This is a genomic window from Pedobacter aquae, from assembly GCF_008195825.1.
Classification (GTDB): Bacteria; Bacteroidota; Bacteroidia; order Sphingobacteriales; family Sphingobacteriaceae; genus Pseudopedobacter; species Pseudopedobacter aquae.
Window position 1 is genome coordinate 854,206 of sequence record NZ_CP043329.1, and the last position, 12,783, is coordinate 866,988.

Consider the following 12,783-nt stretch of genomic DNA (forward strand, 5'->3'; position numbering starts at 1 on the left):
TTCTTTTTTTAATTTTGAATTATGCCTTTTGAATTTTTCATTCAGTTTCAAGTTTTTAGTTTTGGATGCTGAGTTTCTTGTTTTTGAATTTTACCTTTTGACTTTTGAATTTTACGTTTTGACTTTCAATAAATATTTACTTACTTAGAGTTAAAATCTGCCTTCATGAAAAATACCTATGGAATTGGATGTAAATTATACGCTAAAAAAAATAATAATAACATGATGACTTGCACATATACCACTGTTTTATGTTGTATTTGTGCAACTTTATGGGATATATATACAAGTTATGCCCAATGCTATGACGACAGCCAAAAAACATTTCAACTTACATAAACAACTAAATTTTCCAAATGAAATTTACGATATTATCAGCAGTTTTATTTTTTGCAACTAGACAGGTTTCAGCACAGACAGACCTTGCCTTTAATTTTACCAAAAAACCAAGTGGACAATTTTCAAGTTTAACAACCAAATCACTTGACGACATAACTTCAACAAAAGAAGTTCTTGTTAGACCATTCATTACAGACGATGCAAGAGTAGTTGGAGAACGACTTGCCCAACTTGAAACTTGGGTACGGTTTGACAAAGAAGCAGGACAACATTGGATATTAGGAGCATACGGACCGAACAAAAAACTTGAACTGACAGCAGGTGGCGTTTATGGCTATCAAGTTGACCACGACAGCAAAAAGACTTTTTCATATGCTTTACCATTGCTACAAGCAAAAATTTTGTTTAAAGAATACAAACCAAACAAAGCACCCGGTTTTGGAATGGTTATGGGGACATTTTTACCAGTTGGACAAGGTGCTTTTAAACCAGCAGGTTACGGAACTTTTGGCTATCTGACAGTTTCGCAATGTTTTGGCGAAGGTGACAAATTTTTATTTCACGGAAATCTTGGTGGAAACTATATACACATTGACGGCACAAACAATCTTATTCCAACGTGGGGCCTTGGGACGCAAATAAAAACCTACAAAGGACTGCACTTGGTGGGTGAAATATTTTCAGGCGACCCATACATTCCAGGAACAGGAACTTCTTGGCAAGCAGGTTATCGTTACTTTTTCAGCGACCTTGTACAAATTGATATGACAGTTGGTAATGGAATAGCAGGAGATATAATAATGCCATTTTGGGGCACGGCAGGTATCAGAATTGTGACAGAGAAATTCCTCAAAAAGAAGAATGCCAGCCGCTAACAGCCGTTTTGCAAAAGCGGGGGTTTTGTGCTTCTATGACAGTGAAGTGCTAAATTCAAGCTTCGTGCATCTAATGAACTTTTGTGCTAAAAATCCCCGCCTTCGCAAAGCGGCAAACCGTTAGTGGCAAGGCTATGACGACACAAACAATGAAAAACATAATATTAATCGGACTTTTTCCCATTTTGACCACATTTGGACAAGACAAAAAATGTTGCGACACATATGTTTACGAAGGCTATATTTTGACAGACCAAAATAAGAAACTCAAAATAAACCTCAATTTTTTAGTTCTTCTTGACTCTACAATGGTCGGTTCATATTATTATGACCCAAATTGGGGCTCATTGAAATTGGTAGGAAAACTAAAACCTGACTTTACTTTCTATTTGGTAGAGCGGGACAAAACAGACAGTATTACCGGCTTCTTTGAAGGAAAGCTAAATGCAGACTACAAATTAGCAAAAGGAAAATGGACAGACGGAAAAAAACAAAAAGTTTTCGATTTTGAAATTAAGCAAGTAATTGGAAAATCTTATTGGGACTACATAAAGAAAAATCGAGCTTTATATGAATACAAAAACATTAAGCAAGCAATTCGACAAAAACATAAAGTTTTGAGTATTGACGTAGCAAGCCAAGGGCTAAGCAAATTGCCTAATAAACTATCTCGACTTGACAAAATCGTTTCAATAAATCTATTAGGAAATCAATTTGAAACTTTCCCGACAGTTTTAAGCAAACTAACAACTCTTGACGAAATATCATTAAGTTCAAATGAATTGACAAGTGTTGGTGCGGAAATCGGACAACTGAAAAACTTGCGAATTCTAATAATGAACAACAATCAACTAAAAGAACTTCCAAAACAAATCGGAGAATTGACAAACCTCTTGTATTTAGAAATTGGAAACAATAAATTGACGAGTTTACCCGAAGAAATTAAGTATTTAACAAGTTTGCAAGAACTTCACATAGAACGAAATAATTTGAGCGAAACGGAAAAACAAATAATTAAAGAACTATTGCCGAAATGTATAATTCACTTTTGACAGAAATAAGCCCAGCCGCTAACAGCCGTAACTGTTGCACAACTCACAAAATAGTTATATAAAATCATTTTATTAATTAAAGAAGCGTTATTTAAAGCTGATATAAGCGAGGCTCATTTTTTTTGGTGTTTTATTGTTTGTAAAAAAAGCGAGTCTCTAAAAGGCTTATTTTAGTTCAGATATAAAGGGTTTAAGAAATTAAGTTTGGTATGCTGATTTAGCTTTAATACATCCACACTTAGGGTGTGATATTTAATTTTAGGACGAGAGAATTTCATCAATTTTTTCAGATTATAGGCCATAGCACTCATTAAGACATGTTTATTAGCGCTGATCATCCCTCTGGTGTTTAGCCGCTTCAAATTCATGAAGTTTATTAAAGTACCTAGTACAGGTTCTACCGTTCTACTCCTTATTTTACTGATAGCTTTTGCGTATAGAGGATTAGCTTTCAGTTTTTGGTGCATACGGTCGTAATAAGGTTTGTCAATACTATCCTCAATCTTTTTGAATTTTGTAGCAGCCCCACAACAAGTGATTCTTAATGGGCAATCTTTGCAATCTGTTTCACTGCTTCTATAGCTTTTCTTTTGATAACCTTTACTATCAGTTTTTATTCCTTTGAAGGCTAATACGGCAAAATTTCCATTCTTCTTTTTACACTCATATTGGTTGCGTAGTGGATTGTATTCAAACCCTTCCCTTTCGGCTTTATATTGACCAAAATTAGGGATGTAAGCATCAATATGATGGGCTTCACAGAAGGCGAGAGCCTCACCACTGCTATAACCAGCATCAGCGGTTATTTGGTCAACAGGAATGTGATGTATGCTTAGGTTTTGTATAGTTTGCGATAAGATGTCGGCAAGGTTTTGGCTGTCTTTATTACCAGCGCTACTAGCACAAGCGGCAGTGATAACATGGTGAGCATCATCCACGGCAAGCTGTCCTGCATAATTGAGCTGTCTTGCTTTTCCGGGTTTGGTACTTATTTTAGCATCTGGATCAGTAGGAGAGTAATGGGTATGGTTACTGAGGTATTTAGGTCGAATAATATTTCCGTTTTCATCGACTTGTTTAGGATGATCCACATGTCCAGGCATTCCCTTGTATTCTTTCTCTTTCCAAGCATGGTGTCGCTCTACAGCCTTTTTGATACTAGCTTTAACTTTATATTCAGAGCCTTCGTTCAGCTCGTTTGCATATTGTTCTACATCGTCAATAATTTCTTTTTCTACTAAGCTATCCATACTAGCATTAGCTTTGATATAAGCACTATCTATAGCTTGACGCTTACCTCTGACCATTCCTTTTGCTATACAAAGGCTAAGTACTTTTTGAAATAATGATAGAAATACATCTTCCCCATAGAGCTGTCTTGTTCTAGAGATGGTAGAATGCCAAGGCAAAGCCTCATCTAAATCGTACTTTAAATACCATCTTACATCTAAACAATTAGCGCAGAAAGCAATAAGCTGCCTATCAGAATTGATATTATTGAGATATCCTACCAAACAAATCTTGAAGAAAACAAGCGGATCAATACTTTCTTGTCCTTCTTTACCATAGTAAGATAATGTTTCTTTATAGAGAAAATTTAAATCAAGAGTTTGTTCAAGCTTACGATAGAAATTATCAGCAGGAACCAAATCATTGATGTTAACTTGATAGATGATTTTAGGTTGAATATGTTTACGCCCTTGCATGAGTAAATATAGTAAAAATATCATTAAATAACTGATAAACAGGTTGTTAAATAAAATTTTTCTTATTGTATTTATTGATGTAGGTATGGTATATTTGGATGGTATAGGAAGTTGTGCAACAAGCACAGCCGTTTTGCAAAAGCGGGGGTTTCGTGCTTCTATGACAGTGAAGTGCTAAATTCAAGCTTTGTGCATCTAATGAAGTTTAGTGCTGAAAATCCCCGCCTTCGCAAAGCGGCAAAACGTTATAGCCAATGGTAAAAAACACAGACAACATTCATAATTTGCAACTTTGATGAATAATAAACCAAAAATAAAGACAAGTTTCACTACAAGAATCAAGACAAGATTTATTAAATTGGCAAAGGAAAATTCAAGTGTAAATGAAATAGCTACAGGGGCGGCATTGGGAGCTTTTACAGGTGTTTTCCCATCATTTGGTTTTGGATTTTTAACGGTACTTCTATTACATAGGTTTTTTAAATTCAATATTTTTGCAGCAGCAACAGGTAGTTTAATTTCTAATCCTCTAACAAGTCCACTGTTTATGCTGTTAAGTTTTGAAACTGGAGAGTTGCTACTTAACACAGATGTTCGTTTTGACATGCATAATTGGTCTGCAAATTTAAAAGAAGCTGGCTATTCGATTTTTATAGGTGCAATAGCAGTAAGTAGTTTCTGTAGCTTTGCAACATATTTTATTACAAAATATATTGTAATTTATATTAGAAATAGGCAGAGCAATAGTTCTGAGAATTATTGACCAATAGGAAAAGACTAGAAAGAGTAAAACACACATTTAAAAAAAATAAAAATGAAACTACTAGTAACGACCGATTTTTCGGTAAATTCAAAAGGAGCAATTAGGTTTGCTCAAATGCTAGCAAAGCAATCAAATGAAATAGAAGCAACATTCTACCACACTGTACATTTTTTAAAGCCAACTAAATGGAGTGATATTTTCTATAAAACATTTATACAAGAAGAAATAGAAAGACTTACTGCTGAGCTTAAAAAGTTTGTTTATTCAACAATTGGAGAAGATAAAAATAAGTTTGCCAATATTAAGTTTGTTATTGACTCTGCTATCTCAACCGAGAAAGACATTATAAGATATGCCGAAAAAAACAAAATGGATTTTATTTGTATCGCAACACAAGGTGCTGGTGTATTGAGAAAGATAATGGGTACTCATACATCCTACATTGTAAATAATTCTAAAACTCCCGTTTTGGTTATTCCTAGTCATTATCGTGCTAAAGTATTAAAAAAAGTAACTTACTTATCAGATTTTGAAAACCTAAAGAAAGAAATAGATAAGGTTTCCAAATTTTCGGGTACTGTAAAATGCGGTTTAGATGTATTGCATTACTCATCTATTATTTTTGACAAAAATAAATTTGAACGCAATAAAAGTTTATTTAGTACAGAGGAATATAAAAACATTAAACTAAACATTGTAAAAAATAATCTGGAATTATCTCTTGTAGACAGAATCTCTCAGTTTATTTCTAAATCGAAACCTGAACTTTTAATCATGTTTACAAAAAGAGAAAAGAGTTTTTTTGAGACAATTTTTCTGCCGAGTAAATCTGCTGAACTTACCTATACCACTAAAATACCAGTATTGATATATTCCAAATGAAATCGGCTAAAGGTAACTTTGTTGTAAATATTTTTCGAAAAGCAAAGATTAGCTTTTTAAAAATATACTATGCAAGAGGGAGTGCTCATGAAATTGCATTAGGAGCAGCAATTGGAGCGTTTTGGGGTGTATTCCCAACCTTTGGGTTAAGTACAGTTTTATCTCTACTATTATACAAAATCTTTCGTTTTAACATAGTAGCCGCAATATCAGGTGCATTTATTTCTAATCCTTTAACAAGTCCTTTTTTATTGATGATAAGCTATAAAGTTGGAAGCTATTTTATTAAAACTGATATTCAATTTGATTATGACAATTGGTATAAAAATTTACCCCAAATGGGATATGTTTTAATTATTGGTTCTACCATAGTTAGTTCAGTAATGGGATTATTTGTTTATTATATCACTAAATATACTGTTGAGCGCAGGCGTAACCTAAAAGCTAACAACCCAATTCAAAAGACAAAATGAATCATCACATATTATCTGTTCATGAAACCCAACAATTGCTTAACACAAGCAAAAATGGTTTGCATCAATCTGATGCCGAAGAACGGTTGCTTGAAAATGGAAGGAATGAATTAGTTGAAAAAAAGAAAAACCCTTTTTGGATTCTTATGTTAAATCAATTTAAAGATTTAATGATATTGATTCTTCTCGTTGCAGCCGGAATATCAATCGCAATCGGAGATGTCAAGGATGCAGTACTGATAATAAGCATCGTATTAATGAATGCACTCATTGGTTTTATTCAAGAATACAAAGCTGAAAAGGCAATGGCTGCATTAAAAAAGATGTCTGCTTTAAACTCTTTGGTTCGAAGGAATGGTAAGCTTATTGAAATAGCAACATCGGAATTAGTAATTGGTGATATTGTTGTTTTAGAGACTGGCGACATTGTTCCTGCAGACATTCGACTTACTGAAACACATTCGCTTAAATTAGAAGAATCTTCTCTTACTGGCGAATCTTATGCCATAGATAAACAAACCCATCAACTCCATTTGGAAAACCTACCCATTGGCGACAGAAGTAATATGGCATTCAAAAGCACCATCGTTTCTTATGGCCGAGGCGAAGGCATTGTAGTCGCAACGGGAATGAATACCGAAATAGGACGTATTGCTGCACTCTTACAGGAAAAAGAAAATCTAACTCCTCTTCAAATTAAGCTAGCAAATTTCACTAAAAGATTATCTTTAATTATATTGATTATTTGTGCTATAGTGTATGTTTTGGGTTTACTAAGAGGCGAGGATTCTATAAAGATGCTGTTCATAACAATTTCTGTAGCGGTTGCAGCAATACCCGAAGCATTACCAGCTATTATCACAATCTCATTGGCCATCGGTGCTAAACGATTGGTAAAAAAGAATGCACTCATTCGCAGACTTCCTTCGGTTGAAACTTTAGGTTCAATTACCTATATCTGTTCAGATAAAACAGGTACAATTACCCAAAATAAAATGACGGTTACTGACATCTGGCAACCAAATGAAATAGTATCCTATCAAAACTTCAAAGAAGAAGAGTTGTTATTGTTTGCAATGGAACTAAACCATGATGTTTCTGTAGATGAATTGAATAAATTTAATGGAGATCCAACAGAAATTGCTTTAGTAACATACACCCGAAAACAAAAGCACTACAACGAATCATGGCGAGAAAATAAACGAGTTAATGAATTACCCTTTGACTCTGAAAGAAAACGAATGACAACCGTTTACGAATACAATGGTAAATATATAGCTATTACAAAAGGTGCTGTAGAATCGGTATTAAAATGTTGTACAACACAAGACGATACCGAAATTTTAAAAGTCGTTAATACATTTGCACAACAAGGTAAACGAGTTTTGTCTTACGCTTATTCAATATTGGATAAATTACCTGAAAAAAGTACCATCCAAAACACAGAACAGAATCTTAACTTCATTGGCATAGTTGCTATGATAGACCCTCCGAGAGAGGAAGCCAAACAAGCAATTGCCGATTGCCATTCAGCAGGCATTACACCAGTAATGATAACAGGTGATCATCCTATAACAGCTCACGCAATTGCATTAGAAACGGGTATTATTTACAAAAAAACAGATAAAGTAATTACGGGTGCAGTATTAGAGAGCTATTCTGATGAAGAGTTTGAAAAGGAAGTTGAATACATAAAAGTTTATGCCCGAGTATCGCCTGAGCAAAAATTAGAAATTGTAAAAATGTTACAAAAGAAAAATAATTTTGTAGCGATGACGGGAGACGGTGTAAATGATGCTCCTGCTTTGCGAAGAGCTGATATTGGTGTTGCTATGGGTATTACAGGAACTGATGTAAGCAAAGAAGCTGCCCAAATGATTTTACTGGATGATAATTTTGCTACCATCATTAAGGCAGTAAAAGAAGGTAGGAGAATTTATGATAACATCAGAAAATTTATAAAATATACACTTACGAGTAAGGGTGGTTTAATTTCTATTATCCTTTTAGCACCACTTGTCGGAATGCCCATTCCACTTATACCAATACAAATTTTATGGATTAACTTGGTAACAGATGGACTACCAGGATTAGCCTATGCAGCTGAACCTGCTGAAGAAAACATTTTACAACGACCACCTCGAAGGACAGATGAAACCATATTCACAAAGAGTTTAGGTTTCCATATTTTTTGGGTAGGTTTATTAATGGCAACCATTTGTTTATCTATACAAGCATGGGCGATTCATATTGGGAACGATAAGTGGCCAACTATGGTCTTTACAGTATTATGTATAAGCCAAATGGGGCAAGCCATGGCTATTAGAAGCGACATAAAATCACTATTTCAACAGGGAGTTTTTACCAATAAACAACTGGTTGGTGCTGTTCTACTAACCTTTGCTTTGCAAATGGCAGTAATTTATGTTCCTTTCTTACAGGACATTTTCATTACAAAATCTTTGACCGTTATTGAACTATTAATCTGTATAGGACTATCAAGTATTGTTTTCTGGATAGTAGAAGTAGAAAAATGGATTAAACGGAGAAGTCTAAACATCTCAAGGTCTAAGAAATAATCATGACACTAAAACTCAATACTGACAATGGTTTGCAAGGATGGTGGACAAGAACCACTGGCTATAACACGGGTTTGGCAAAAGTGGCGGTTCAGTGCTCCGCAGACACATTTGTGGTTAATCAAAGTTTGGTTCTCCGCATCAACATTTGTGGTGAAAATCGCCACCTTCGCCAAGCACGAAAACGTTATAGCCAATGGTAAGAACCCAACACGTAATGAAGAAAATTTTCCTGATTTTGACACTTTCCCCTTTTTCCTTGCTTGCGCAGCAAAGCGACATAGGAAACTGGTTTATCTACTTTGGTGACAAAAAGATAAACAATAGATTCAATTGGCACCACGAAGTGCAGTATCGAAACTTCAATTTTATCGGTGATACAGAACAGCTACTGCTCCGTACGGGCATAGGATACAATCTGACCGAAAATAACAACAATGTTCATTTAGGTTATGCTTTTATATACAGCGAACCATACACTGCAGGAACCGATGACAAGACCAATTTCAACGAACATCGTGTTTACCAGCAGTTTATTACAAGGCAAGTATTTGGCAGAGTTTCTGTTCAACACCGGTATCGTTTTGAGCAACGATTTTTTGAGGACGACTTTAGACTTCGTCTTCGCTACTTTCTAGCAGCAAATATTGCTCTCAACCACAAACAAATGGAAGATAAAACTGTCTATTTATCAATTTATAATGAAATTTTTATGAACACAGAGCAATCCTATTTTGACAGAAACCGACTCTATGGAGGAATTGGATATAGGTTCTCAAAATTTGCAAGAACCGAAATAGGAATTATGAATCAAACCACTAACAATGTTTCTCGAAATCAATTTAATCTGATTACCTTTCTGAATTTTTGAAAACAAGCGGAAAAGCCGAAAACCGTTCTACAAAGTAGGCAAAACAATAATAATAAACGAATGAAAAGTATTAAAATTCTAGCTGTAGCTATTGCTACTACGGTAATGGGGGCTTGTAATAATCAGCCCGAACAAAAAACAACAGAAATCCCCACAGAAGTGGAAGAGAAAGTGAAGCCACTTATCCAAGAAGTTTTAACAAAAGAACAGAGAGATGCTTTGTCCCCTGATGATGTGATAAAATCCTTCAAAGAAGGTAATGAACGCTTTGTAACCAATGAATTAACAGCAAGAGACCATTCTGCACAAGTGAGAAAAAGTGCAACAGGACAATTTCCTAAGGCGGTAGTGCTTTCTTGTCTTGATAGCCGAGTTCCCGTAGAAGATGTTTTTGACAGAGGTATTGGCGACATCTTCGTAGGTCGTGTAGCAGGTAATTTTGTGAATGAAGACTTGTTGGGAAGTATGGAATTTGGTTGTAAAGTAGCAGGTGCAAAAGTCATTTTGGTACTTGGCCACGAACACTGCGGAGCAATTAAATCAGCTATTGATGATGTGAAATTGGGCAACATTACTGCAATGCTTTCCAAAATCAGACCTGCTGTGGAGAAAGTGAAGTATGAAGGAGAACGAACCTCTGGAAACCCTGAGTTTGTTCATCAAGTTTGTGAAAGCAACGTAAAAAACACTATTGAACAGATACGAATAAATAGTCCAATCCTTAAAGAAATGGAGGATAACGGACAAATTAAAATTGTGGGAGGTGTTTACGATATGGATTCAGGAAAGGTGACATTCCTTGAATAGAAAAAATGGCTATAACGAATAAGGTTTCGTTCTGTCTGCAAGTTCGAGAATTAAACCTTATTTGTTTTGGCTAATCGTATGCGATACGACCAAAAAACAAAATCTTTGTCAAAATGTTGATGAAAGATTTGATTAACATCAAAACGATTTTAGCCTTTTTAACAATTGATTTATGAAGTATTTACCAAACAAACTTTTTGTAACTGTTGCAACAATGTTTTTCTTGACAGCCTGTGGTGACATAAGCAATAAAGTTGACAATAAACTTAACGAATTACAAAACAAGACGGAGTCTTTAGATTCTTTAATAAATAAAGAAGTTGACAAGGTTTTAACTCTTGACTCACTCATAAATATAGAAAGTGACAAGGTTAAAAAACTTGACACTTTAATAAATAAATCATCTTCTCAACTTGATTCAATCTCAAAGAGAGGAAGTAAGTTATTAGAAAAAATCACCAATTAATTTTAGTTATATGAAATGTCCAAATTGCAATGTGAATTTAGTAATGACAGACCGCAGTGGTATTGAAATTGACTACTGTCCAGATTGTCGTGGAGTCTGGCTTGATCGTGGAGAGCTTGACAAAATCATTGAACGCTCTTCACAAAATGGTAGGAATGCACAACAAGAAAATTATTCTGACAAACAAAGATATCCCACAGACAAGGAACATCAATACAAAAAGAAAAAGGGATTGTTTGGGGAATTGTTTGACTTTTAAAAAACTAAAAACTATTCTAAACTCAAGTCGACAACAGAAAATTGACAAGAACCACTGGCTATAACAGCGGTTTGGCGTAATGGCGGGTGCAGTGCTTCGTATGACAGTTTTGTGGTAGGTTCAAGTGCAGCGCTTCGATTAAACTTTTGTGATAAAAATCCGCCACTACGCCAAGCCGCAAAACGTTACCAGCAAGCGTAGAGAACGACACGACAACAACAAAACGACTGACTTAAAACAGAAAAAGTAAACCATTTTGACAGGTGAACACAGACATAAAAACGATACAACAAACGGACAGCGAGTAAGCCGACACTCATTGCCGACCCTTCTGTGTTTTAATTTTTTCCCCACCGCACAAAAAAAATTGAATTTCTATTGCTATCACACAAATGGCACATTTGCTTTTGCCCCAACCGCACAAGCCGACCCTTCGGCAAAAGCAAAAGAGCCATTTTTTTTCAACCCTACATTAAACTTTAAGGTCAATTTCATAAGTTCGTATAAATTCAAATGAATACATTTTCTAACATAAAAGAATTATTACGTGCCCTCAATGACGGACGCGACCTTCTGACAGAAATGTTTAAGAAGCGGAAATCTGCGGACTACAAATACGAATACGCACTTGACTTAATTGAACACAACGAAAATAGAATTCAATATTTAATTGACCGTTCTGTTATACGACAAAACGGGAACAACCTTGAAATAGACGACTTGTACTTACAATTCTTTGAACAAGTTTTAGAAGCAAACGAAGAAATAAATACCTCGTACATCAATGAAAATCTTGAAAAGGTGAAACAAAACATTGACTACTATTTCAACGAACATAACGAGCAAAGAAAGTATGAGTATTTAAGAGTAATCAAAAACACACTTCGAAAAATTGGAGTTATTACATTAAGGAATGTTGTTGATTTAAAACGCAACATTGACAATACTTTCAAAAGCGAACCAACTTTTAAAAACAAAAAAGCCAAACTCATAAATCTTGACAATAAACGTAAAGACATTACTAAACTAATTGAACAAACTGAATCTTTAATTTCAGAAGACGACATTACATTTTTTAAAACAGCAACAGACGAAGAATTGAATAGAATAATTGTTCAATTAAAATTGCAATTACAAAAATGTACGCACAACTTAATTGAAATAGAAAGACAAGTAATTGACTTCTTAAATCAAATTCAACAACAAAGCGGTGTAGTTGAAAAGTTGCGACAAATCAAATATCTAAAAGACCAATTTAGACTTGAAGCAGAAACAGACATCAAACAAGTTATATCAATAAACAATTCGGTAATTTTTGAACCTAACCCAAGTTATCCGCTAAAACTTTCTCTTGAATACTTACAAACTAGCGAAGAAGCATTTGCGAGTATTAAGAAAATTGCACAACGACAAAAATCAGGCATCAAGTTAAGCCAACCTGTTGCAGACATAATTTCTGACGAATATTTAGAAACCCAAATAGAAGAAGAAATTCAAATCAATTTGGAAGAAGTGAAAAACGGATTTGTTGCCGGAAGCTATAATCTTTTTGACTTTGTAATGAATTATAAATTTGGGAAAAAAGTCACATTTGACGAACGAGTTACAATTTATTGTCAAATGGTTTCTCAATATGAAACTGTTTTTGAAATAACCGAACAGTATTCAGAAAAGGAAGAAATTGAATTTGCAATGATTTATCCAAAATAAA

Annotated in this window: 12 protein-coding genes; 11 read left to right on the forward strand and 1 reads right to left on the reverse strand. The window is 34.6% G+C overall.

The genetic code is table 11. The features are described 5' to 3' along the window. Positions 1-356: 356 nt before the first annotated feature. Together FYC62_RS03810 and FYC62_RS03815 are read left to right on the forward strand one after the other, a co-directional pair. A complete protein-coding gene (locus FYC62_RS03810; RefSeq protein ID WP_149073981.1) occupies positions 357-1,214 on the forward strand; it encodes a hypothetical protein in 858 nt (285 codons plus the stop codon). A gap of 149 nt (positions 1,215-1,363) precedes the next feature. Then, entirely contained in the window at positions 1,364-2,266 is a 903-nt protein-coding gene (locus FYC62_RS03815; RefSeq protein ID WP_168199373.1) for a leucine-rich repeat domain-containing protein, read from the forward strand. A gap of 170 nt (positions 2,267-2,436) precedes the next feature. Here the strand turns inward: FYC62_RS03815 and FYC62_RS03820 are convergent, their stop codons facing one another. Continuing rightward, positions 2,437-3,996, reverse strand: coding sequence for an IS1182 family transposase (locus tag FYC62_RS03820; RefSeq protein WP_149073983.1), 1,560 nt, complete (start codon positions 3,994-3,996; stop codon positions 2,437-2,439). Positions 3,997-4,267: 271 nt separating this feature from the next. Between FYC62_RS03820 and FYC62_RS03825 the strand changes: the two genes are divergently transcribed. From FYC62_RS03825 to FYC62_RS03870, 9 genes are all read left to right on the forward strand, one after another. Next, on the forward strand, positions 4,268-4,735 hold the full coding sequence (locus FYC62_RS03825; protein ID WP_114237619.1) for a DUF2062 domain-containing protein: 468 nt from the start codon (positions 4,268-4,270) through the stop codon (positions 4,733-4,735). A 51-nt stretch (positions 4,736-4,786) separates the two neighbouring features. Next, entirely contained in the window at positions 4,787-5,617 is an 831-nt protein-coding gene (locus FYC62_RS03830; protein WP_149073984.1) for a universal stress protein, read from the forward strand. Beyond that, positions 5,614-6,090, forward strand: a complete 477-nt coding sequence (locus tag FYC62_RS03835; RefSeq protein ID WP_114237599.1) for a DUF2062 domain-containing protein — start codon at positions 5,614-5,616, stop codon at positions 6,088-6,090. Before FYC62_RS03830 ends, FYC62_RS03835 begins: the two co-directional genes overlap by 4 nt. After that, positions 6,087-8,669, forward strand: coding sequence for a calcium-translocating P-type ATPase, PMCA-type (locus tag FYC62_RS03840; protein WP_149073985.1), 2,583 nt, complete (start codon positions 6,087-6,089; stop codon positions 8,667-8,669). The genes FYC62_RS03835 and FYC62_RS03840 overlap by 4 nt, the downstream gene beginning before the upstream one ends. Before the next feature lie 217 nt (positions 8,670-8,886). Then, the gene (locus FYC62_RS03850; protein WP_116545011.1) at positions 8,887-9,540 is read left to right on the forward strand and encodes a DUF2490 domain-containing protein; all 654 of its coding nucleotides are present in this window, start codon (positions 8,887-8,889) and stop codon (positions 9,538-9,540) included. 60 nt (positions 9,541-9,600) lie between these two features. Then, positions 9,601-10,347, forward strand: coding sequence for a carbonic anhydrase family protein (locus FYC62_RS03855; protein WP_205943776.1), 747 nt, complete (start codon positions 9,601-9,603; stop codon positions 10,345-10,347). Positions 10,348-10,519: 172 nt separating this feature from the next. Further along, a complete protein-coding gene (locus FYC62_RS03860; protein ID WP_116544989.1) occupies positions 10,520-10,813 on the forward strand; it encodes a hypothetical protein in 294 nt (97 codons plus the stop codon). Positions 10,814-10,823: 10 nt separating this feature from the next. After that, on the forward strand, positions 10,824-11,072 hold the full coding sequence (locus FYC62_RS03865) for a TFIIB-type zinc ribbon-containing protein (RefSeq protein WP_116544990.1): 249 nt from the start codon (positions 10,824-10,826) through the stop codon (positions 11,070-11,072). Between the two features lie 513 nt (positions 11,073-11,585). Next, the gene (locus FYC62_RS03870; RefSeq protein ID WP_149073986.1) at positions 11,586-12,782 is read left to right on the forward strand and encodes a hypothetical protein; all 1,197 of its coding nucleotides are present in this window, start codon (positions 11,586-11,588) and stop codon (positions 12,780-12,782) included. Position 12,783: the final 1 nt, after the last annotated feature.

Bases quoted from the DNA above. Each gene is read 5' to 3' on its own strand.
- FYC62_RS03810 (WP_149073981.1), top strand. From the start codon at position 357: ATGAAATTTACGATATTATCAGCAGTTTTATTTTTTGCAACTAGACAG.
- FYC62_RS03835 (WP_114237599.1), top strand. From the start codon at position 5,614: ATGAAATCGGCTAAAGGTAACTTTGTTGTAAATATTTTTCGAAAAGCA.
- FYC62_RS03820 (WP_149073983.1), bottom strand. From the start codon at position 3,996: ATGATATTTTTACTATATTTACTCATGCAAGGGCGTAAACATATTCAA.
- FYC62_RS03855 (WP_205943776.1), top strand. From the start codon at position 9,601: ATGAAAAGTATTAAAATTCTAGCTGTAGCTATTGCTACTACGGTAATG.
- FYC62_RS03815 (WP_168199373.1), top strand. From the start codon at position 1,364: ATGAAAAACATAATATTAATCGGACTTTTTCCCATTTTGACCACATTT.
- FYC62_RS03870 (WP_149073986.1), top strand. From the start codon at position 11,586: ATGAATACATTTTCTAACATAAAAGAATTATTACGTGCCCTCAATGAC.
- FYC62_RS03850 (WP_116545011.1), top strand. From the start codon at position 8,887: ATGAAGAAAATTTTCCTGATTTTGACACTTTCCCCTTTTTCCTTGCTT.
- FYC62_RS03830 (WP_149073984.1), top strand. From the start codon at position 4,787: ATGAAACTACTAGTAACGACCGATTTTTCGGTAAATTCAAAAGGAGCA.
- FYC62_RS03865 (WP_116544990.1), top strand. From the start codon at position 10,824: ATGAAATGTCCAAATTGCAATGTGAATTTAGTAATGACAGACCGCAGT.
- FYC62_RS03860 (WP_116544989.1), top strand. From the start codon at position 10,520: ATGAAGTATTTACCAAACAAACTTTTTGTAACTGTTGCAACAATGTTT.
- FYC62_RS03825 (WP_114237619.1), top strand. From the start codon at position 4,268: ATGAATAATAAACCAAAAATAAAGACAAGTTTCACTACAAGAATCAAG.
- FYC62_RS03840 (WP_149073985.1), top strand. From the start codon at position 6,087: ATGAATCATCACATATTATCTGTTCATGAAACCCAACAATTGCTTAAC.